The organism is Mesorhizobium sp. M7A.F.Ca.US.010.02.1.1 (assembly GCF_004023085.1).
In the GTDB taxonomy this organism is placed as follows: Bacteria; Pseudomonadota; Alphaproteobacteria; order Rhizobiales; family Rhizobiaceae; genus Mesorhizobium.
Genome location: NZ_RZRV01000006.1, coordinates 181,340 through 202,788 on the forward strand (window position 1 = coordinate 181,340; position 21,449 = coordinate 202,788).

Genomic DNA, 21,449 nt, shown 5'->3' on the forward strand with positions numbered 1-21,449 from the left:
CCCTATGCTCAAGCTGAAATCGCGCGAACGACCCTTTCCCGAGCTTTCCTATGCCAATCCGCGCCAGCCGGCGCTGACGCGCTGGTTCATCCATTCGATCGAAGGCCTGTCGGGCCGCGACCGCTACACCGCGCTTTACGATTTTTGGCGCCGTCAGGTCGTGCCGACCGGCGAGCGTGTGTTCAGCCGCATGCTCGACCTGATCGACGTCCGCGTGCGGACGGCAGATCAGTGGCCGCCAGCGCAATTGCCTGATACGCCGCTGGTGATCGTCGCCAATCATCCGTTCGGCATCGGTGACGGCATTGCCGTGCTGTCGCTGGCCGAGCAGCTCGGACGGCCGTTCCGGGTGATGATCCACAAGGACCTGCTCAAGATCCGCGAGATGGAGCCCTACTCGCTGCCGATCGACTTTTCCGAGACCAAGGACGCGCTGAAGAACAACATGGCCGTGCGCCATGAAGCGGTGCGGCTGCTGAAGGAGGGCGTCACCATCGTGGTGTTTCCGGCCGGCGGTGTCGCCACCGCGCCAAAAGGTTTTGGCCGGGCGCGCGACCTGCCGTGGAAGATGTTTGCGGCCCGTCTCGTCCAGGAGGCCAAAGCGTCGGTCATCCCGATGCATTTTTCCGGGCAGAACGGCAGGCTGTTCCATCTGGTCAGCGGCCCGATGAACATGGCTGAGAGCGACGGCCGGGTGGCGAAATTCATCGGCAAGGCCTCGGTGACATTGCGCACGTCGCTGCTCATCCACGAATTCGCGCGGTTGTCCGGCAAGGCGATCGACGTGCGTGTCGGCAAGATGCTGAGCTGGAGCGAACTGGAGCCATTGCGCGACCGCAAGGCGTTGCTCGACCGCCTTTATCGCGGCGTGTTCGACCTTGCGCCAGTCGTGAGGCGCCGCCGGATTCCGTTCCTGCCGGCGCGGACCAAGCTGGCTGCTTGAGGCAACAAACGTCCGGCTCACGAGGGGCCGAGACTCGACCGTCCGTTCAGAAAATAGTATGACATTGTAACGTTGCGGTGCTATAAGGAGGCAAGAAACGAACTTGCCATGAGAACCAGCAAACCAATCACCGTGACCCTCGGCCGCCAGCAGAGCAGCGTCGACGCACGTCTGGCCTCGGGCGCCTACGATTCCGCCAGCGAAGTCATGCGCGCGGCGCTACGCGCCCTCGATCGCGAGGAGCAGATCATCACCGCTGTTATGCACGCCAAGGTCCAGGAAGCCCTTGACGACCCGCGTCCGGACATCCCGGCAGAAGACGTCTTCAAAGCGTTGCGCGCCCATCATGCGGACCGCATGAAGGCCTCTAAGCGTGACGCATAAGGTCGTCTTCAGGCCAGCGGCTCAAGCCGACCTCTTCGCCATCTACAATTACATCGAAAACGACAGCGGGAATCGGCGTGCCGGCGACTATGTCAACCGCATAGAGGCCGCGTGTATGGCGCTGTCCACCTTCCCGGAGCGCGGGACCGTGCGCGACGCTGTTGGCCCCGGCGTCCGCATCGTCGGTTTTGAACGCCGCGTATCTATCGTTTTCCGGGTCAACGGTGACACCGTGGTCATCCTGCGTGTGCTCTACGGCGGACAGGATTATCCGGCCAGTTCAGAGGATGAAGCAGACACCTGATTCCTCTGGTAGGGATTGCGAACTGCAGTCTGGTCTAATCAGCACCTTCTTCGGGATCCATCGCCGCGGCCTCGGTGGCCAGAACCTCGATTTCCTGGTTCTGCCCGGCCACGACCGTAAAATCCTTCTGATAGATGCGGTCGCGGTTCTTGGCGATGATGGTGTAGTCGCCCTCGGCCAGCACCATAGAGGCGAAGGCGCCGACGGTTTCCTTGATCGGATCGCCGGACTCATTGAGCAGCGACCAGGACGTATCGGCGATCGCCTCGCCACCGGTCTCACGCACCAGCTTCATCGTGATCTCGGCGGCGTGGTGCTCGACGGTGGCTTCGGTCAGCTTGCCGGCCTCGACGCGGATGTCGGAGCGGATGACCGCGTTGACCGCGCCATAGGTCGAGACGACATGGTAGATGCCGGCGTTGAGCCGCACGACACTGTTGGGCTCGACGTCGGGAATTATCAGCGCGCGGTCGCCATTGGCCTCGGCGGTGCCCTCGTAGATCGAAAAGCGCAGCTTCTTCGGTGGAATGCGCACGCCGCCGGACAGCACGGCGTCGAGCTTGAGGCCGCCGGCGTCGAGCACGAGGCTTTCGCGCTTGGCGTCCTTGCCGACAGTGATGCGCTTGGTGGCGCCGGCCCGGCCGTAGGAGGCGTGAACCAGATAGCTGCCAGGCTCGAGCTGGAAGACGGCGGTGCCGCCATGGGAGGAGGCGACCATCGGCAATTTGCCGTTGACGGCTTCGGGCTTGAAAACCCGCCAGACGATGCCGCGCGTGATGTCGGAACCCTTGTCGGTCAACTGGGCGGACAATGTGATGGCGCCGCCGCCGCTTAGTGCCAGTGACGTCTCGCCTTTCGGCGTCGCGTAGCTCGAAATTCCCGGAAGCTTCAGGTCGCTGACACCGTCGACGTTCTGCGCCATGGCGTACGAAACCGGCGCCATGAACAGCAGGGCGCCGAGCCAGATCAGGAAAAGACGGACAGTCCCCTCAAACATGCCTTGCGTTGAAGCCCATGGCGGTGGCAATTTCAAGGCTTAAGAGTCCGATACGACTCTTCCGTCCGGCGTATCCCGCGCCAATGCCCGAGCCGCCCGAATTCCCGATGGTGCGCTTCAGCTCAAAACAGAATGTTCAGGAGACTTGCGCCCATGGCGTCGCCGATCATCGATTTCCTGCTGACCCGAAACTCCGCTCCGATCTCCGATCTGAAGCAGCCGGCGCCGAGCGATGCGGAGATCGCGACGATGATCACTGCTGCCTCGCGGGTGCCCGACCATGGCCGATTGGAGCCCTGGCGCTTCATCGTCTACCGTGGCGACGCCCGCGTCGAGATCGGCAGGCAACTGGCAGCGCTTGCAGAGCAGCGGGAGGGCCCATTGCCGGAAGGCCGCCGCAATCAGGAACTGGCGCGGTTCTCACGCGCGCCGCTGGTGATCGGCGTCGTATCTGTCCCCCGGGAGAATCCAAAAATCCCGCAATGGGAAATGTTCCTGTCGGGCGGCATGGCGGCGATGAACCTGATGATAGCAGCGAATGCGCTGGGCTATGGCACCAACATGATCAGCAACTGGTATTCGGATGTACCGGAGGGCAGGGCGCTGCTGGGGCTGGCGCCGCAGGAGCGCGTCGTCGGCTTCATCCATATCGGCTCCTATGCCGGCCCGGCGCCGGAGCGGCCGCGGCCCGATCCGGCAAAGCTTTACGGCGACTATTCGGGGCGGTGGGCGGGCTGAATGTTCTACGAACCCTCAAAGGGCCACGGCCTGCCGCACGATCCATCGAAGGCGATCGTGGCGCCGCGTCCGATCGGCTGGATTTCGACGCTGAACGGGGCAGGCGAGGTCAATCTCGCGCCATACTCCTTCTTCAATGCCGTCTCGACGCGACCGTTCATCGTCTGGTTTTCCTCGGAAGGCGAGAAGGACAGCGCCTCCTTCGCGCAGGAAACCGGCGAGTTCGTCGCCAATCTCGTCAGCCGCGATCTCGCGGAGAAGATGAACCGCACATCGGTCAACGCACCGCGCGGCGTCAACGAGTTCGTCTATGCCGATCTTGCCATGGCGCCATCGCGCCTGGTCGGGCCGCCGCGCGTGGCGGCAGCGCCAGCTGCGCTCGAATGCAGGGTGACGGAAGTTTTTCGGCCAAAGGCGCTGGACGGATCGCCGACGAGTGCTGTGATTGTTGCCGGTGAAGTGGTCGGCGTGCACATCGACGACGCCTTCCTGACAGACGGCCTGTTCGACATCACCAAGGCCGGCAATGTCGCTCGTCTCGGCTATATGGACTATGCCAGCGTCGACGAGGTGTTTTCGATGCGCCGGCCGCGCTGGGACAAGGACTAGATATCAGGCTTGGCCAGCGCCTTGCCGGCACTCTTTCGCTGCCTGGCCGTCATGACGGTGCGCACATAGCCGGGCTCGCCGATCCGGATGCTTCCATCGGGCAGACCCAGTATGCGGTCGAGAGCGATCTCGTAGAGCCTGACGCGTTTCTCCAGGGCCTCGATCGCGATCTCCATGTCGGCGTCGCTGCCCCCGGCAATTGCCTTGGCAACGACGTCATGCGTGGCCATGCCGAACTGCATGACGATGTCGGCGACACCTTCCGGATCGAAGGTCCTGAAAGTGCCGTCTTCGATCCCTTGCCTGATGATCTTGACCAGCAGAGGTGAAAACGACGCGCTGGCGGCCAGATTGATACGGTGGAAAAGCACCAGATTCTCAGGCCGAAACATCGTCTCGAAAAGAGTCCAAGCTTCCGGCGCGGTCTCGATCTTGGCCCGCCGCGACTGGCTGAGCAGGCCATTCAGGCGGTCAAGCGGGTCTAGGCCCGGATCGTCGATTATGTCTTGCACGCCAGCCAGTGCCTGTCTTGCAAAGCGATCGGCCAAGGCTTCCAGAAGAGCCTCCTTGGAGGGGAAGTAGTGATAGAAGGCGCCCTTGGAGACGCCGGCGGACGCAATCACGTCGTTGAGGCTCGCTTTGTCATAGCCCTGCGTCAGAAAAAGCGTCTGGGCATGGTCCAGAAGTTCTTCTCGCCTGAACTCTGGATGCTTGATGACACGGGGCATGATGAACCTTCTGCACAGCTCGCTTGAATTACAGACCGTCGGTCGGTATGGTAGACCGATGGTCTAAAATTGCCAGCGCAAGTGAGCGGATATCATGAAAGGCCGATCATGATCGCGAAATTGGTCCTTCAAACATTCGTCTGGTTTGGCGCCATGGGCGCCTTGCTCTTCCTGTCGGCCGGCACGCTGCACTGGCCGGGGGCCTGGGTCTATCTGGTGGGGATGGTGGGGCTCAGTCTCACCTTGGGCGTGGCGCTGGCAAGGCGCGATCCCGGCCTGATGAATGAGCGGCTGAGTTCTCCCATCCAGAAGAATCAGGACACGGCCGACAAGGTCCTGCTGTCCATACTACTGTTCGCCATCTTTGGTTCGCAGATATTCATGGGGTTCGACGTCCGTTTCGGCTGGTCCGTGGTTCCCGTCTGGGTGCAGGTGGTCGGCGCGCTCGTCCTGCTGCTCGGAATCTGGATCTGCTATCTGACGATGCTGGAGAACAGTTTCGCGGCGCCCGTGGTAAGGATCCAGGATGAACGCGGACAACATGTGATCTCCACGGGGCCTTACAGCTACGTCCGCCATCCGATGTACGCCGGCGCCATCCTCTTCTTCGCCGGCACGGCACTTCTGCTTGGTTCCTGGTGGGGGCTGGCGTCGGTACTCGTGATCGTCGTTCTCCTGGCCATCCGCACCTTCATTGAAGAGAAGACGCTTCGCACCGGCCTGCGCGGCTATGACGACTATGTGGCCCGGGTCCGTTACCGCCTGATCCCGTTGGTTTGGTAGCAGGCGCTCAGGCGGAAACACCTGCCGCCTTTGCCCGCGCCAGCAGCCGCTCGGCTAGCCGCAGGTGCGGGCGGTCGAACATCCTGCCGTCGATGCTGACGACGCCGGGACTTCCCGCTGCCGCGAACGCGGCAACGATTGCCGCCGATTGTCTCACGGCGTCGACCGACGGCGTGAAGGCGGCGTTGATGACCGGCACCTGATCGGGGTGGATCGCCATCTTGCCGGTGAAGCCATCGCGCTCGGCCTCGGTGCATTCCGCTTCGAAGGCCGCCATGTCGCGAAAATTCGGGAAGACGGTGTCGATCGCCTCGACCTCCGCCGCACCGGCGGCAAGTATGGTCATGGTGCGAGCGTGACGGAACACGTCCGTGTAGCGGCCATGCTCGTCGCGGGCGCTGCGCGCGCCGATCGCCGCCGACAGGTCTTCAGCGCCCCAGGTGAGGCCGGCAAGCCGCGCGCTTGTCCCGGCATAGGTCGCAGCCGCCAGCACGCCTGCCGGCGTTTCTGTGATGATCGGCAGGATCTTGATCGCGCCGTCGGCCAAGCCGTTTTCGGCCTCGCGCACCCTGAGCTTTGCCGACAGGTGCTGCACATCCTGGCCGCTGTTCGACTTGGGCAGCATGATGCCGTCGGGTTTCGCTGGAACCAGTGCGGCGAGATCGTCGTCCGTCAGCGCGGTCGACAGGTCGTTGACCCTGACATAGATGGCTGAACCGGTTTGCGCCCTGCGTTCCAGGATGAAGCGCGCCGCCACCTCGCGTGCCAGCGCCTTGTTGTGCGGTGCCACGGAATCCTCGAGGTCGACGATGACCACGTCGGCGCCGACACCAAAACCCTTTTCCAGTTTCCTCTGGGAATCGCCAGGGATGAACAGCAGCGAACGCATGCGTCAGATCGCCTTCTTCAGCATCATCGCTTGCCTGGTGCATTTGGCGACGAGATCGCCATGCTGGTTGTAGGCGCGATGCTCGAATTCGACGATGCCGCGATCGGGTTTCGACCTGGACTCGCGCACCGAGATGACTGTCGTCTCAACGCGAATGGTGTCGCCATGGAAGACCGGATGCGGAAACACGGTCTCCTTCATGCCGAGATTGGCGACCGTAGTGCCGACTGTGATGTCATTGACCGAAATGCCGATCATCAGGCCGAGCGTGAACAGCGAGTTGACCAGCGGCTTGCCCCATTCGCTCTTGGCGGCGAAATCGAAGTCGATGTGCAGCGGCTGCGGGTTCAGCGTCATTACCGAAAACAGCATGTTGTCGCTTTCGGTAACGGTCTTGCGCAGCGTGTGCTGGAAGACATGGCCGACAACGAACTCTTCGAGATAAAGCCCGGCCATTTCTTCTCCCCAGGTGCTTGACGGTGATAGGCGCTGCAAATCAGGCTCGCAAGCCAGTTAATGAACATGGTGAACGGTTCGTAAACCAATTCTGCCTACGGTCGTCAGTGGGTCAGAAGCTTCTGACAAGGGGCGTAAGCAGGCGGGCATGGTTGTTGTTTCGCATTTCCTGAAATGGATCTACACGGCCAGGGTGTCGGAGCGTGCCGCGGCGGCGAGCGCTCTGGCCCGGGCCTATATCAATTCCGAATTGCCTTTCGAGGACCGTTGCGCCGCCGAGGCGGCGCTGACGCTGTTGCTCGACGATGCCTCGTCGAAGGTGCGGCTGGCGATGGCCGAGGCGCTGTCGATGAGCCACCACGCGCCAATGCAGATCATCAGCGTGCTGGCCTCCGACCAGCCGGAAGTCGCCGGCGTGGTGTTGGCGCGCTCGCCGCTGCTCACCGACGCCGACCTGATCAACCGCGTGGCTTCAAGTCCGAAGGCGACGCAGAAATTGATCGCCGACCGGCCACTCGTCTCGATGGCGCTGTCGGCGGCCATCGCCGAGATCGGCGAGGCGGACGCCTGCGCCGTGCTGCTCGCCAACAGCGGCGCCGACATCGCCTCGCTCAGCTTCCGCCGCATGGCCGAACGGCATGGGCACCTGCCGCTGGTGCGCGAGGCGCTGATATCGGATATCAGGCTGCCGGCCGACTGCCGGCATATGCTGCTCGTCAAGCTTGGCGAAATGTTGAAAACGTCGCCACTGGTGATGGCGATGATGGGCGCGGCGCGAGCCGACCGCGTCATGCGCGACGCCTGCGTCAAGGCTTCCGTGACGCTGATCGAAGGCACGCGCCAGGAAGAACATGCGGCCCTGATCGAGCATCTCAGGCTGCGTGGCGACCTTACCGCGAGCTTTCTGATCCGCACCATCGCGCATGGCAAGGTCGATTTCTTCGGCTCGGCGCTGGTCGCGCTCAGCCAGCAGTCCGAACAAAGGGTAAGGGCGCTGCTGGCCGGCGGGCACGACGTGGCCTTGCAGGCGCTGTTCCGCAGCGCCGGACTCGCCGCAGTCACCCATGCCATCATCCTGCGTGCGCTGAAGATCTGGCGCGAGGTTGCCAACGGCAAGCGCGTCGCCGGTGTGCAGGAGGTCAGCTGGCTGATGCTCAAGGAAGTGGGTGGGCAATCCGCCGAAGGCGATCTTGCCGCCTTGATCAAGTCGATCCATCTCGATGCGCTGCGCGAGAACGCGCGAGGCCACGCGCTGGCGATAGCGGCAGCTTAACCTTTATCCCTCGCGAAAAAGTCCGGGAAATCCTCAATCGCGGCGGCGATGATGCGCAGCGATGCTGCGATTTGAAGCAATTCGCTGGTGCCGTTTCGCTCGGCGATGTTCGCTGCGTACTGCCGGGCGACGGCGACGGTCGAGGTCTGCGGATCGCTGGGGGCGCGGAAAAGCAGTTCGCGCGCCAGTCCCCTCAGGAAGTTGGCGATCGAAAGCGCGGTCTCGGATGGAATGGCATGGCTTTGGCTTGCATCGCGCAGCCGAAGGACCTCCAGGCCGACGGTGACGGCGGCGACTCCGCCGCCCAGAACCGCATCGCCCTTCTGACCGGCATTCTGCACCAGCGGCATCAGCTGGTTGATGCGGTCGTAGGCGAGGCTCTCGAAGGCCGAACGTCTCGGCACGCGCTCATGCAGGCAAAGCCGCGCCAGATCCTCGCGCATGGCGCGCACGATGCGGTTGGCCGCGAGCCACGGATCGGCGGGCAGCACGACGATGAAGACACCGATCGCCAGCAGGATGCCGACCAGGATCGACGCCGAACCGGCGAAGAAGGGTCCGGGATCGTAGGTCATCGCCTGGTGCGGGCTCAGGAAGGCAAGGAAGTTGATGGCGAAGGCCGTCGCCACGCCGACATAGCGTGGATTGGCCATGGCCAGCGCCGTCGGTACAAGGATGGGCACGACAAACAGCATGAACCAGCCGAAGCCGGGCAGGGCAGGCAATGCGATCTGGCCGACGAGAAAGGCAAACGGCAGCGCCAGAAGCGTTCCCTTGAAGAAACCCCAGGCGACCTGCACAGGGTCGGGGCGAGCAGCAAACAGGCTCGATACGACAGCAACGAGAATGACCGTACCGGCCGCTTCCGACCATTTCGTCGTCAGCCAGAAGGCCGCGACCAGCAGCGTGGCAAGGGCAGCACGCAAGGCGTTACGCGATGCGCCGGCGTAATCGCGATGCACCACCAGCGCAGGCTGCCTGCTGCCCCGGGCCGGACGTGTGGCAGGCGCGCGCAAGGCGTCGAGGCCGCGCAGCACCTGCTTGAGCGCATCGGCGAAATCGGCGGCGATGGTCAGGCGGGTGATAGTGCCGACCCTGTCGTTGCCCTGGTCGGTCGAGGTATCGGGCATTTGCCGGGCGTTTCCGGCAATCGCATCGAGCCGAGCCATCCACAGCGCCGTATCGTCCAGCGCGCCGGGCTTGGTCGCCAGCTCGCTGACCAGCGATTGTAATTCCGAGCGCACCGGAATGAGCGCCGCATTCTTCGGGGCGGCGTGCGAATGCAGCGCGCGTGCCGCCGAGAGCGCGGAGAGCAGCTGTCCGATGGTGCGCCGGACTGGATGGGCGCGCGGCGCGAAGCTTGGCGCTTCGAGCCTGGCATAGGCGCGCATCTCGCCGAGCGTCTGGGCATCAGTGATCAGCTTTCGGTGCAGCGCGGACAGCGTTGCCGGGTCGCCGCCGGAGAACGCACCGCCGGCATAGGTGGCAAGATCAAGGATGCAGCGTTTCAGGCGCGAGACGATGGCGTCGCTGGCCAGTTTTGGCAGGATCAGGCGGCTGGTCAGGCCGGCGCAGACAATGCCAAGCACGATCTCGGCACAGCGCGCGACCGCGAGGTCGACGACGAGATGCGGCTGTCCGAAAGCGGGCAGGCCGATGATCATTGCGGTGTAGCCCGCGAGGGCGGCGCCATAGGCTTCCGGATTGCGCAGCAGCGACGAGACGAAGGTGCAGATGCCGATCCAGACGGCAAGCACCGTTACCAGCACCCAGGGGTTGGTGCCGCAAACGGTGGTGATGCCGATCGCGGCGATGCCGCCGACCAGCGTGCCGAGCAGCCGGTAGAAGCCCTTCGCCAGTACCATGCCGGCAACCGGCTGGGCGACGATGAACACCGTCATCATGGCCCATTGCGGATGGTCGAGCTTCAGCGCATAGGCGGCTAGCAGAGCGATCAGGCCAGCCGAAACAGTGCGCAGCGAGAAAATCCAGTCCGAACGCGTCGGTTGCGTCAAGCCGGCTAAACTCGTCTCGAAATAGCCTTTCAGCCGCGCCCAGGTCACATGCTCGTCTCCGCAACTGGAGCCTTGTTATGGACCGGCTGGTGGCTAGATATCCAGCACTTCCGTCTCGGCGAATTCGGCGCGTTCCTGGATGAAGCGGAAGCGGGCCTCCGGCTTGGTGCCCATCAATGCATCGACGGCGTCCTTGGTCGCCGCCTCGGCGTCGATCACATCGATCCGAAGCAGCGTGCGCTTCCTCGGATCCATGGTGGTTTCCTTGAGTTGGGCCGCCATCATCTCGCCCAGACCCTTGAAGCGGCCAAGCTCGACCTTGCCGCGCCCGGTAAATTCGGTGCGCATAAGCTCGTCCTTGTGCGCGTCATCCCGGGCATAGGCGACCTTGCCGCCTTGCCTGATCGAGTAAAGCGGCGGTACCGCCAGATAGAGGTGGCCACCACGCACCAGTGCCGGCATCTCCTGGTAGAAGAAGGTGATCAGCAGCGAGGCGATGTGGGCGCCGTCGACGTCGGCGTCGGTCATGATGATCACGCGATCGTAGCGCAAATCCTCGTCGCGGTATTTCGACCGCGTGCCGCAGCCGAGCGCCTGGATCAGGTCCGAGATCTGCTGGTTGCCGGCAAGCTTGTCGTTGCCGGCGCTGGCAACGTTGAGGATTTTTCCGCGCAATGGCAACACCGCTTGGCTGGCGCGATCGCGCGCCTGCTTGGCCGAGCCGCCGGCCGAGTCGCCTTCGACGATGAACAGTTCAGCGCCGGCCGCGGCATTCTGCGTACAGTCGGCGAGCTTGCCCGGCAGCCGCAATTTGCGCACCGCGCTCTTGCGCGACACTTCCTTTTCCTGGCGCCGGCGTACCCGCTCGTCGGCGCGTGCGATCACCCATTCGAGCAGCTTCGAGGCTTCCTGCGGGTTGTCGGCCAGCCAATGGTCGAACGGGTCGCGGATCGCGGTCTCGACGATGCGGATCGCCTCGATCGTCGCCAGCCTGTCCTTGGTCTGGCCGACGAATTCCGGCTCGCGGATGAACACCGACAGCATGCCCGCCGCCGAGATCATGACGTCTTCCGAGGTGACGATCGAGGCGCGCTTGTTGCCGACGAGATCGGCATAGGCGCGCAGGCCCCGCGTCAGCACGTTGCGGAAGCCGGCCTCGTGTGTGCCGCCTTCGCCGGTCGGGATGGTGTTGCAGTAGGAATTGATGAAGCCGTCGCCGCCGAACCAGGTCACCGCCCATTCCAGCGACCCATGGCCGCCTTGTTTCTCGCTCTTGCCGGCGAAGATTTCGCGCGTCACCTGGAAGTCGTCGCCGAGCGATGCCTTGAGATAGTCCTTCAGGCCGCCGGGAAAATGGAATTCCGCCTTGGCCGGTGTCTGGTCCTTTTCCTTGATCAGCGACGGATCGCAGGTCCAGCGGATCTCGACACCACCGAACAGATAGGCTTTCGAGCGCGTCATGCGGTAGAGCCGCGCCGGTTCGAACGCCGCGCCCTTGCCGAAAATCTGCTCGTCGGGGTGGAAGCGGATCTTTGTGCCGCGCCGGTTGTGGACCTCGCCCAACTGTTCCAGCCCGGTCACGGGAACGCCGCGCGAGAATTTTTGCCGATAGAGTTGCCGTCCCCGCGCGACCTCGACCTCGAGATGGTCCGACAGCGCGTTGACCACGGACACGCCGACGCCATGCAGGCCGCCTGATGTCTCGTAAACCTTGGAGTCGAACTTGCCGCCCGAATGCAGCGTCGTCATGATCACTTCAAGCGCCGGCTTCTTGAACTTCGGGTGCGGATCGATCGGGATGCCGCGGCCATTGTCGGTCACGGCGAGATAGCCATCGGCCGAGAGCTCGACATCGATGAAGGTGGCATGGCCGGCCACCGCTTCGTCCATCGAATTGTCGATGACCTCGGCGAACAGATGGTGCATCGCCTTGTCGTCGGTGCCGCCGATATACATGCCTGGCCGTCGGCGCACCGGCTCCAGCCCTTCCAGCACCTCGATGTCGGCGGCGCTATAGCCCTCGCTGCCGTCCTTGGTCGAGGCAGGACGCTTGGTGGCTTGCACCACCAGTGGATCCGCAGGGCGCGCTGGCGCGCGAACCGGCTGCGGCTTGTTGTCGTCATTGCCGAAAAGATCGTCCATGCCTGCCATAGAGTCCGATGCTGCGAATCACCTCGCGATACTGCCACGCTTTTCAGCGCCAAGCGACCGAGGTTCCTGTTCCGTTCGGGGATATGGCCCCTCTTACTCCAAAACCATTCGATAACCAAGCCGGCGGAAATAGGTCCGATACCGCGGTGCAGGATTCCTGATTCTTTAACAATGCCGCCTAGGGTTAAGCCCAACAAAACAAGAAACTGCGGGCATCAGGGGTTTCGGCGTGAGGGGCAAGGCCATATCGATGATCGGCATCGCCGCCGTTTTCGGGGCGATCTCGATCTTTGCCGCGGATTTCTGGGTCAAAAGCCAGGCCAAGGCCGATTCCGAAGAGAAGACCTCGTCTATTCCGGCAGCTGTCGTGCCGAAGGTCGAGTTCAAGACCATCGTGGTGGCGAATGCCCCATTGCGCTACGGCATGGCGCTCGACCGCGCGCAGCTCAGCGAAATCCCGTGGTCGCAAGAGGCCGTGCCGCAGGGCGCCTTCACCACCATCAATGCGGTGCTTGCCGATGGCAGCCGCGTGGTGCTGTCGCCGATCGAGGTCAACGAGCCGGTACTGCTGACCAAGCTGTCCGGTCCGAACGGCCGCGCGACACTCTCCAACATGATGACGCCCGGAATGCGGGCGGTCACCATCCGCACCGACGAGATAGCAGGTGTCGGCGGCTTCGTCACACCGGGCGACCGCGTTGATGTCGTGCTGACGCGCGATGCCGGCGAAATTCAGGAAGTGGCCAAGAATGCACAGGGTGCGGCCGGATCGACGGTCACCTCCGAGATTGTCGTTGCCGATGCCAAGGTGCTGAGCGTCGGGCAAGGTGCCGACGAGCGCCAGACGACGCCGCAGATTTCCAATTCGGTGACCATCGAGGTGACGACCGACGGCGCGCAGAAAGTGGCGCTGGCCCGCACTGTCGGTACGCTGTCGCTGTCGCTGCGCTCGGCCAGCGAAGGCGGCGACGGCAAGGGCGGCGTCACCACCATCTCTTCGTTCGGTGGATCGGCCGCCTCGAACGTGCAGGCCGCTGCCGGCTCGCTGTTCGATGCCGTGGTGAAAGAGCCGGAGAAGCCGAAGTTCAAGACGGTCATCGTAACGCGCGGCACAAAGGCCGAGGAATACCAGGTTCCTTCGCGGGACCAGAAATAAGCCAGTGGGGACTGGGTGAGGGACGGGACAATGTTCGGGCTGTTCACATATCGGGTCATGGGGCGGTTGCGCGTTTTGCGTGCGGCGGCTGTCGCGTCTTCGCTGGCTGCTGCCGCGATGCTGGCCTTCGGCGCCTCGGCGAGGGCTGACAACGAGATCGTCTATGTGTCGTCGACCAAGAATGCGTCAATCAAGGTCGCCAAGGGCAAGCCGAAGACGATCATGACCAGTGCCGCCTTCTACCAGATCGTCATCGGCGATCCGGAGATCGCCAACGTCAATCCGCTGACCGACAAATCCTTCTATGTGCTCGGCAACAATCTCGGCACCACCGGCATTGCCCTGTTCGATGAGAAAAAGCAGCTTGTCGGCACTGTCGACATCGAGGTGACGCTCGACACCGACCAACTGGCCAGCACCATTCGCGCCAGCGTGCCGGATGCCAGGATCACGGTCGGATCGGCCAATGGCCGGGTCGTGCTGTCGGGCGAGGCGGATGACGCGGTCGCCGCCGAAAAGGCAAACAAGATCGCGACGCGCTTTTCCGGTGCCGAGGAGGTGATCAACTCGGTCAATATCTCGTCGTCGCAGCAGGTCCAGCTCAACGTCCGCTTTGTCGAGATCAACCGCCAGGCGGGCCAGGATCTCGGCGCCAAATACGCCGCCAATTTCGCCTATGGCATGGGTGGCCGCGACGTCACGCTGCCGGCCGGATCGATACAGGGCGCGGGAACAGGCGAGATCATCGGCAAGCTGCTGTCGAATGGCGTCTCCATCGATATCGCCATCAAAGCGCTGGAAGAGCGCGGCTTGGCGCGGCGGCTGGCCGAGCCGAACCTGATCGCCCGTTCCGGCCAGACGGCGAGCTTCCTCGCCGGCGGCGAATTCCCGATCCCGGTCTCCGAGGACAACGGCAAGATCTCAGTCAGCTACAAGAAGTACGGCGTCAGCCTGGATTTCACGCCGACGGTTCTGAAGGACGGGCTGGTCAGCCTGGATATCGCGCCGGAAGTCTCCTCGATCGACGCGTCAGCCTCCTACAATATCGGCAGCATTTCGGTGCCCGGTTTCATCGTGCGCCGTGCCAGGACATCGGTCGACCTTAAGAACGGCCAGAGCTTCATGATCGCCGGATTGCTGCAGTCGCAGAACGACATCACCACCTCGCGCATTCCCGGCCTCGGCAAGATGCCGGTGCTTGGAGCGCTGTTCTCGTCGAAATCCTATCAGCGGCGCGAGACCGACCTCGTCATCGTCGTCACGCCCTATCTGGTCAAGCCGGTCGATCCGTCGAAGAAGCTCGTCGAGCCGACAGATGGCACGCAGCCGGCCAGCAACGCCGATTATTTTCTCAACAACACCGAGGAAGTGAAGGGCGCCGATACCGGTCGCACCGTGGCGCTGGCAGACGGCCGCGTCACTCAACCTGCAGCGGCCGCTTCGGCTGGGCATTTCCTCGACCTGCCGAAGGATTGAAGCCATGCGTCTGGTCTTTGGATCGAGCGTCGCCTTGCTGCTGGCCGGCTTTACCGCTGGCTGCACCAGCGACGACTATGTGCGCAGCGAAGGGCCGACGGCCGGCGCCGGAAATGCGCAGGCCGCCAACACCGTCATGCAGATGGTCGATCCCTGGAAATACGGGGTCCAGAACACCAGGCTCCTGGTGCCGGCCCAACGAGGCAGTGCCGCGGCCGTAACACCCGATCAGGCGGCCGGTGCCAAGGCGTCGCAGTCCAGCACGACCAATTGATCCCACGGGCAACTGATCCAACGGTCGATCGAACTGACAGGCTGACAGAATGGCAAACGGCATCAAGACCAGGAAGATCCTGCTCGTATCGACCGACAGGACGTTTGCGCAGGACACGCGCACCGCGTTTTCCGCCTCCGAGATCATACAGCTCTCGACAGTGGAGAAGAACGTTACCGAGTTGCGCGGCGAGATCCAGGAAGCCGACTTCGGCGCCATCATCGTCGACATGGATGCGGCAAGGCTGGAGGAGGTCGAGTCGCTGCAGCGCATCATGCGCCGGCTGGAGGACAAGGTTCCTGTCGTCGTCGTCACCCAGGAGTTCAACGCGGCCGCGGTGCGTATTCTCGTGCAGCTCAAGGTCGCGGATTTCCTGGTCAAGCCGATCACCACCGCCGATCTGGTGCGCTCCGTGGTGAGGGCGCTGCAGGGACCCGGTCGGGAGGAAAACAGCGAGTCGCAGATCTACACCTTCATGCCTGCCGCGGGCGGCGTCGGCACCACGACGCTGGCGCTGCAGACCGCCTTTCAGCTGCATCACTCGGTGACGCGCGGCGCGTCGACCTGCGTCGTCGATCTCAATTTCCAGCAGGGCGCCTGTGCCGAATATCTCGACCTCGAACCGCGTTTCGACATCACCGAGATCGAGAACCAGCCCGAGCGTCTCGACCGCCAACTGCTCGACGTGATGCTGTCCAAGCATGCCAGCGGGCTGTGCGTGCTGGCGGCACCGGCGCATCCGGCAGAGATGCGCTCGTTCAAGACCGATGTCGTGGTGCGCATGCTGGACCTCGTTTCGGCCTATTTCGACAATGTCGTCATCGACATGCCACGCACCTGGTTTCCATGGACGGAAACCGTGCTGCTCGGTTCCAACAAGCTCTACATCGTCGCGGAAATGACGGTGCCGTGCCTGCGCCACACGCAGCGGCTGATCCAGGCGGTCTACGAGACTGCCGGCAAGGAAGTGAAGCCGAACGTTATCGTCAATCGTTTCGAACAGAAGATGTTCGATAACGGCATCAAGCAGGCGGACGTCCAGGAAATTCTCGGCGAGCATTTCGTCGGCGGCATCGCCAACAACTACCGGCTGGTGCGCGAAGCGGTCGATCGCGGAGTGCCGCTGCACGAGATCGATCCCAACGCCAATGTCGTCAACGACCTGAAGAAGATCATCCTGCCGGAAGAAGCGGTCCCAACCCGCGCGAAATCGCGCTCGCTGTTTGGTATGGGCCGTGGATTGCTGAAGAGGAAAGCCGGATGACCAGCCGCTTCTCCGCCCTGCAGAACCGAGATGCGCGTCCGCAGCAGCGCGCGCCTGAGACGACGCCGGTCGCCCATCATGCCGTCGTCATTCCGACCAGCCGAAAGGCTTTGCCGGCAAAGCCGGACACTGCGCCGGCAAAGAATGCCAACAAGGTGCTCGATGCGCGCGTGCGTATCCACAGGCTGCTGCTCGAAGAGATCAATCTTGTCGCGCTGGAGCGTTTGCCGAAGGAAGAGATGCGCCGGCAAGTGCATGATTTCGTGTCGGAAAAGACCAAGCAGGAGCGGATGGCGATCAACACCGTCGAGCTCGACGCACTGGTCGACGACATCGTCGACGAGATGGTCGGCCTCGGTCCGCTCGAGCCGCTGCTCAAGGACCCCGACATCAACGACATCCTGATCAACGGCCACATGAACTGCTTTGTCGAAAAGAAGGGCAAGCTGCAGCCGGTACACATTCCGTTCAAGGATGAGGCGCATCTCCTGCGCATCGTCAACAAGATCGTCGCCGCGGTCGGTCGCCGCGTCGACGAATCGCAGCCGATGGTCGATGCCCGCATGCTGGACGGCTCGCGCTTCAACGCGGCCATCCGCCCGGTTGCGGTCGATGGGCCGCTGGTGTCGATCCGCAAGTTCTCCAAGAACAAGCTCGGTCTGCACAAACTGGTCGAATTCGGCGCCATCACCCAGAACATGGCCGAAGTGCTGGCGGCGGCCGTGCATGCCCGCAAGACGACGATCATTTCGGGCGGCACCGGCACCGGCAAGACGACCATGCTCAATGCGCTGTCGGCCTTCATTCCGGAAGACGAGCGGCTGATCACCATCGAGGACGCGGCCGAACTCCAGCTGCAGCAGCCGCATGTCGCGCGCATGGAGACGCGGCCAGCCAACATCGAAGGCCATGGCGAGCTGAAGCAGCGCGACCTGGTCAAGAACGCACTGCGCATGCGCCCCGACCGCGTCATTCTCGGCGAGTGCCGCGGCGAGGAGGCTTTCGACATGCTGCAGGCGATGAACACCGGCCACGAAGGGTCGATGGCGACCATTCATGCCAACACGCCTCGCGACGCCATTTCGCGGCTCGAGCAGATGCTTGGCATGACCGGCATGCCGATGACGGTACAGTCGATCCGCAGCCAGATCGCCAGCGCGCTCGACCTGATCGTTCAGCTGACGCGCCTGTCCGACGGCAAGCGCAAGGTGACCAGTGTCGCCGAGGTGACCGGCATGGAAGGAGATGTCATCCAGATGCAGGAGATCTTCCGCTTCGTGCGCACCGGCATGGAGGCCGACGGCAGGATTCTGGGGCACTACGAGGCGACCGGCATCCGGCCGCGCTTCCTTGAGGATCTGCGCGCTATGGGCATCGAGTTTCCTGGACGATATTTCGAACCCGGCCGGCCGCAGGAGTAGCCAAGTGTTCGATGGAATGAGCGCGATCTATGTCGTTTATGCCGCGGCCGCGCTGACCGGCATCCTGATCGCCGAGGCCTGCTACCTGCTTTACGCCGGTCGCAGCGACAAACGCACCGCCATCAACCGGCGCATGAAACTGCAGGAAAGCAAGATCACCCAAGAGCAGGTGCTTGTCCAACTGCGCAAGGAACGCGGCCTCGATGCAGGCACGCCGCTGTTTTCGCTGGATCGGTTCCGCGCTTTGCGAACCCAGTCGGGCATGATCATGCCGCTGTCGAAATTCCTGATGATCACCTGCGGCGTGGCGATGGCGATGACCCTGGTCGCCATCTGGTACGGCTTGCCGCCGCTGATGGGGCTTGTGCTGTTTGTGGTGCTTGTGCCGGTGCTGCCAGTGATCACGCTGCGCTTCAAGCGCAAGCGCCGGGTGAAGCGGTTCGGCATGCAGTTGCCGGAGGCGCTGGAACTGATCACGCGTGGCCTAAAGGCCGGCCATCCGGTGCCGGTGGCGATCGCCATGGTCGCGCGCGAGATGCCCGACCCGATCGGCACCGAGTTCGGCGTCATCGCCGACGAGGTGACCTATGGCTCCGATCTGGTTTCGGCGTTGAACTCGCTGTTCGACCGGGTCGGCCAGGAGGATCTGCCGCTGTTCGTCACCGCTGTCTCGATCCAGACCAGTTCGGGCGGCAATCTGCGCGAGATCCTTGACGGCCTGGCGACGACGATCCGCGAGCGCGGCAAACTGCGCCGCAAGGTGCGCGCAATTGCGACAGAAGGCCGGATGTCGGCCTACATACTGACGGCGGTGCCGGCGTTGCTGTTCACCGCTATCATGGCGCTGATGCCGGGCTTCTACAGCGACGTCTGGGGCGAGGCGAAAACCTGGTACCTGCTCGGTGGGTCTATCACCTGGCTGATGCTGGGCAATCTGATGATGTTCAAGATGTCGAATTTCAAGTTCTGACATGCAGGGCTTCATCGAATTCCTCGCCTCGCTTGCACCGATCTCGTTGATGCCGGTGGCCATCCTGCTGCTGGCGGCGGGTGCTGCCGCTGTTGCCTGGCCTGTTGTCATGGCGAAGGGCGACCGCAACGAGGTCATGCGCCGGCTCAGGGTCGACAACGGTCCCGTGGCCGCCAAACCAGAGCCGGTGCAGAAGAAGAATACCGGCGTCGTGCGCGAGAAGGCGGTGAAGCGGGCGCAAGAATTCTACGCCAGGAGCGATCCGGAAAATGTCGCCCGGCTGCGCATGAAGCTCATCCAGGCGGGCTACATGGAGCCGCGTGCTGTCGGCACGTTCTTCCTGATCCGGTTCAGCGCGATGATCGGCACGGCAATCGGTGTGTTTGTGCTCAACCGGTGGATGGCCAGCCCGGACGCGACGATGGCCAGTCGCTGGACATTCGTCATCCTGTCGGGAGCGGCCGGCTATTTCCTGCCCGGCCTGGTGTTGAGCCAGAAAGTGCGGGAGCGCAGGCGTGAGTACCGCAACGGCTTTCCCGATTTCATGGACCTGATGATTGTCTGCTCGGATGCCGGCATGAGCATGGAGGCGGGCATAGAGCGCGTCTCCAAGGAACTCGCCAAGACCTATCCCGCGCTCAGCCAGAACCTGCAGCTGGTGTCGCTGGAGCTGAGGGCCGGGCGCAGCCTCGACGATGCGCTGAAGGCGCTCGCCGACCGCCTCAGCCTGGACGAGGTGCGTTCCTTCGCCACATTGCTGCAGCAGTCCAAGGAACTCGGCACCAGCCTGTCGGGGGCGCTGCGCGTTTTCTCCGACGACATGCGCCATAAGCGTATGTCGTTGGCCGAGGAAAAGGCGCACGCTTTGCCGGCCAAGATGTCGGTGCCGGTTGTTGTGTGCATCCTGCCGGTGGTGCTGATGATCGCGGCCATTCCAGTCATCGTCAAAATGACGGCGCACTAGCGAGCGCTTCACAAAAGCCCTAGCAAGGGGCTGACAACCATTGTTCTGACCGAACCCGGCTTTGCAGGTGAGAAGTCCATGCTGCTGCGCACTCTCTTGCTCGGCCTTGCCGCGGCCAGCCTGTCGCCCGCCTGGGCCGTGGCCGACGATTGCGGCGATGCCGCCGCCTTGGTGCAGCAGGCCTATCCCAAAGCTCGAAAGAACGCCGACGGCACCTCGTTCACGCTCGAACCCCACACCAGCATCGCCCTGACATTCGCGTATGGCGATCCGCCGGGGCTGGTTTGCAAGATCTGGCCCGCCCATGACGACCTGCTGTTGGTCGCAGTGCCGCTGATGGAGGGGTCCCAACCCAGCGACTACGCGCATGCCGGCGATATCGAGCTTTTGATTGTCGACAGGAAGAGCCGGCAGGTGCGCCAGCGCTTGCTCCAGCCCGGGCTGATGAATGATGATGCCATCGCCATCCGCAAGGTCGAACTTGATACCGGCCGCTATGCGCTGGCGCCCGATGTTACTGCCTTTGGCCTGCGCATCGAAATGGCGAACAATTCGCTGCCTAATCCCTTCAGTGAAACCGACCTGCGGCTCTATGCCGTCGATGGCGATTCCCTGAGGATGGTGCTCGATGGCCTGGTCGTGGGCGGCAATGGCGGCGAGGGCGATACCAATTGCGCCGGATACTTTCATACTAGTCGGGTTAGCCTGGCGATGAGCCCGGCCAAACATCATGGCTACCACGACATAACGGTGGTCGAGCAAATGGATACTGACAATCCGTTGCCCGACAAGGATGGCGAGTGCCAGTCCCATCCCGGCAAGTCCGTGAGCCAAACCTACCGGCTGCGCTATGATGGCAGCCGGTATACGGCTCTGCGGGGCTCAAAGCCCTGGAGCCGTGAGGACGCCGCTGGCTGCGACTGAAGCAGCGTGGCCTGGTGGTTAATGGCTGGTGTGCCCGAAACCAAATTTTGGTGACGTTTCGGCACCAAAGTTTAAGCGTCGCTGATATAATGTGTTTCCTGAAGAACGACCCGGCAAATCGGGCGATGAGGCAGGGGCATGCGTCACAGTAACTTCACGGCAATGGCCGCGATTTCGGCCGTCTTGATGATGTCTGGCTGTACAACGGGCGGCGTCGACACCACCAAGACCACCGCCATCCAACCGGCGGCAAAGGACATCGACACCTCCGATCTGGCGCAAGGCAAGGCGCAGTTTCGCGACGCCAATTACGGCCTCGCCGAAAAGCACTTCCGCAAGGCCGTCGAGTTGAAGGCCGACAATGCGGAGGCCTGGATGGGGCTCGCTGCTTCCTATGATGAACTCGGCCGCTTCGACTTCGCCGACCGTGCCTACGGCCAGCTTTTGAAAGTCGCCGGCCGCAAGCCGCAGATCGTCAACAACATGGGCTATTCGCAACTGCTGCGCGGCAATCGCAAGAAGGCCAAGGCGCTGCTGCTCGAAGCGAAGGCCGGCATGGCCGATCCCACCGTCGTCAACGCCAACCTCGCTCTCTTGAACAAGGGTTGACCTCGCGTCGTCCAAGGGTCCGGTTTCGGGACACATGGCATCGAACGTTTTGTAAACCCTATCCGTAGGTTGCATCGATAGATCGGCTGAAAACCCATATCTGAGGGCTGCCGCTGACCTT

The 21,449-nt window shown here is 63.0% G+C and carries 22 protein-coding genes; 16 read left to right on the forward strand and 6 right to left on the reverse strand.

What is annotated here, in order from left to right:
• The first annotated feature begins 4 nt into the window (after positions 1 to 4).
• From EOA19_RS09150 to EOA19_RS09160, 3 genes are all read left to right on the forward strand, one after another.
• The gene (locus tag EOA19_RS09150; RefSeq protein WP_128303360.1) at positions 5 to 943 is read left to right on the forward strand and encodes a GNAT family N-acetyltransferase; all 939 of its coding nucleotides are present in this window, start codon (positions 5 to 7) and stop codon (positions 941 to 943) included.
• A 108-nt stretch (positions 944 to 1,051) separates the two neighbouring features.
• Positions 1,052 to 1,327: a type II toxin-antitoxin system ParD family antitoxin gene (locus tag EOA19_RS09155; protein ID WP_023810489.1), complete on the forward strand. Its 276-nt coding sequence runs from the start codon at positions 1,052 to 1,054 to the stop codon at positions 1,325 to 1,327.
• Positions 1,317 to 1,631 (forward strand): type II toxin-antitoxin system RelE/ParE family toxin, encoded by a 315-nt coding sequence (locus EOA19_RS09160; RefSeq protein WP_023810490.1) that lies wholly within the window; start codon positions 1,317 to 1,319, stop codon positions 1,629 to 1,631. The genes EOA19_RS09155 and EOA19_RS09160 overlap by 11 nt, the downstream gene beginning before the upstream one ends.
• 34 nt (positions 1,632 to 1,665) lie before the next feature.
• Here EOA19_RS09160 and EOA19_RS09165 read toward each other — a convergent pair whose 3' ends face one another.
• A complete protein-coding gene (locus tag EOA19_RS09165) occupies positions 1,666 to 2,628 on the reverse strand; it encodes a hypothetical protein (RefSeq protein WP_023810491.1) in 963 nt (320 codons plus the stop codon).
• A 153-nt stretch (positions 2,629 to 2,781) separates the two neighbouring features.
• Between EOA19_RS09165 and EOA19_RS09170 the strand changes: the two genes are divergently transcribed.
• Together EOA19_RS09170 and EOA19_RS09175 are read left to right on the forward strand one after the other, a co-directional pair.
• Positions 2,782 to 3,366, forward strand: coding sequence for a nitroreductase (locus EOA19_RS09170; protein WP_128303361.1), 585 nt, complete (start codon positions 2,782 to 2,784; stop codon positions 3,364 to 3,366).
• Complete coding sequence (locus EOA19_RS09175) at positions 3,367 to 3,975, forward strand: flavin reductase family protein (protein ID WP_128303362.1); 609 nt, start codon at positions 3,367 to 3,369, stop codon at positions 3,973 to 3,975.
• Here EOA19_RS09175 and EOA19_RS09180 read toward each other — a convergent pair.
• Positions 3,972 to 4,703 carry a TetR/AcrR family transcriptional regulator gene (locus tag EOA19_RS09180; RefSeq protein WP_128303363.1) on the reverse strand — a complete coding sequence of 244 codons (732 nt, stop codon included), beginning with the start codon at positions 4,701 to 4,703 and terminating at the stop codon, positions 3,972 to 3,974. The two genes, EOA19_RS09175 and EOA19_RS09180, sit on opposite strands and share 4 nt — an antisense overlap.
• 108 nt (positions 4,704 to 4,811) lie before the next feature.
• On the opposite strand from EOA19_RS09180, the gene EOA19_RS09185 reads away from it, so the two are divergent.
• Complete coding sequence (locus EOA19_RS09185) at positions 4,812 to 5,486, forward strand: isoprenylcysteine carboxylmethyltransferase family protein (protein WP_023810495.1); 675 nt, start codon at positions 4,812 to 4,814, stop codon at positions 5,484 to 5,486.
• 7 nt (positions 5,487 to 5,493) lie between these two features.
• Here EOA19_RS09185 and EOA19_RS09190 read toward each other — a convergent pair whose 3' ends face one another.
• Entirely contained in the window at positions 5,494 to 6,375 is an 882-nt protein-coding gene (locus EOA19_RS09190) for a CoA ester lyase (protein ID WP_128303364.1), read from the reverse strand.
• A gap of 3 nt (positions 6,376 to 6,378) precedes the next feature.
• Positions 6,379 to 6,831, reverse strand: coding sequence for a MaoC family dehydratase (locus EOA19_RS09195; RefSeq protein ID WP_023810497.1), 453 nt, complete (start codon positions 6,829 to 6,831; stop codon positions 6,379 to 6,381).
• A 148-nt stretch (positions 6,832 to 6,979) separates the two neighbouring features.
• Here EOA19_RS09195 and EOA19_RS09200 point away from each other — a divergent pair, with 148 nt between their 5' ends.
• Entirely contained in the window at positions 6,980 to 8,104 is a 1,125-nt protein-coding gene (locus EOA19_RS09200) for a DUF2336 domain-containing protein (protein ID WP_023810498.1), read from the forward strand.
• Here EOA19_RS09200 and EOA19_RS09205 read toward each other — a convergent pair.
• The gene (locus EOA19_RS09205; RefSeq protein WP_023810499.1) at positions 8,101 to 10,167 is read right to left on the reverse strand and encodes an FUSC family protein; all 2,067 of its coding nucleotides are present in this window, start codon (positions 10,165 to 10,167) and stop codon (positions 8,101 to 8,103) included. The two genes, EOA19_RS09200 and EOA19_RS09205, sit on opposite strands and share 4 nt — an antisense overlap.
• 45 nt (positions 10,168 to 10,212) lie before the next feature.
• Positions 10,213 to 12,270, reverse strand: coding sequence for a DNA topoisomerase IV subunit B (gene parE / locus EOA19_RS09210; protein WP_023810500.1), 2,058 nt, complete (start codon positions 12,268 to 12,270; stop codon positions 10,213 to 10,215).
• Between the two features lie 229 nt (positions 12,271 to 12,499).
• Here parE and cpaB point away from each other — a divergent pair, with 229 nt between their 5' ends.
• From cpaB to EOA19_RS09255, 9 genes are all read left to right on the forward strand, one after another.
• Positions 12,500 to 13,426 carry a Flp pilus assembly protein CpaB gene (gene cpaB, locus EOA19_RS09215; RefSeq protein ID WP_245273189.1) on the forward strand — a complete coding sequence of 309 codons (927 nt, stop codon included), beginning with the start codon at positions 12,500 to 12,502 and terminating at the stop codon, positions 13,424 to 13,426.
• Between the two features lie 30 nt (positions 13,427 to 13,456).
• Entirely contained in the window at positions 13,457 to 14,902 is a 1,446-nt protein-coding gene (locus EOA19_RS09220; protein ID WP_023810502.1) for a type II and III secretion system protein family protein, read from the forward strand.
• A gap of 4 nt (positions 14,903 to 14,906) precedes the next feature.
• Positions 14,907 to 15,176: a hypothetical protein gene (locus EOA19_RS09225; protein ID WP_128303365.1), complete on the forward strand. Its 270-nt coding sequence runs from the start codon at positions 14,907 to 14,909 to the stop codon at positions 15,174 to 15,176.
• A 49-nt stretch (positions 15,177 to 15,225) separates the two neighbouring features.
• Positions 15,226 to 16,440: a response regulator gene (locus EOA19_RS09230; RefSeq protein WP_023810504.1), complete on the forward strand. Its 1,215-nt coding sequence runs from the start codon at positions 15,226 to 15,228 to the stop codon at positions 16,438 to 16,440.
• Positions 16,437 to 17,861, forward strand: coding sequence for a CpaF family protein (locus tag EOA19_RS09235; RefSeq protein ID WP_023810505.1), 1,425 nt, complete (start codon positions 16,437 to 16,439; stop codon positions 17,859 to 17,861). The genes EOA19_RS09230 and EOA19_RS09235 overlap by 4 nt, the downstream gene beginning before the upstream one ends.
• 4 nt (positions 17,862 to 17,865) lie before the next feature.
• Positions 17,866 to 18,831 carry a type II secretion system F family protein gene (locus EOA19_RS09240; RefSeq protein ID WP_023810506.1) on the forward strand — a complete coding sequence of 322 codons (966 nt, stop codon included), beginning with the start codon at positions 17,866 to 17,868 and terminating at the stop codon, positions 18,829 to 18,831.
• A gap of 1 nt (position 18,832) precedes the next feature.
• On the forward strand, positions 18,833 to 19,795 hold the full coding sequence (locus EOA19_RS09245) for a type II secretion system F family protein (protein ID WP_023810507.1): 963 nt from the start codon (positions 18,833 to 18,835) through the stop codon (positions 19,793 to 19,795).
• A gap of 78 nt (positions 19,796 to 19,873) precedes the next feature.
• On the forward strand, positions 19,874 to 20,719 hold the full coding sequence (locus tag EOA19_RS09250; protein ID WP_128303366.1) for a hypothetical protein: 846 nt from the start codon (positions 19,874 to 19,876) through the stop codon (positions 20,717 to 20,719).
• A 138-nt stretch (positions 20,720 to 20,857) separates the two neighbouring features.
• Positions 20,858 to 21,328, forward strand: coding sequence for a hypothetical protein (locus EOA19_RS09255; protein WP_023810509.1), 471 nt, complete (start codon positions 20,858 to 20,860; stop codon positions 21,326 to 21,328).
• Positions 21,329 to 21,449 lie beyond the last annotated feature (121 nt).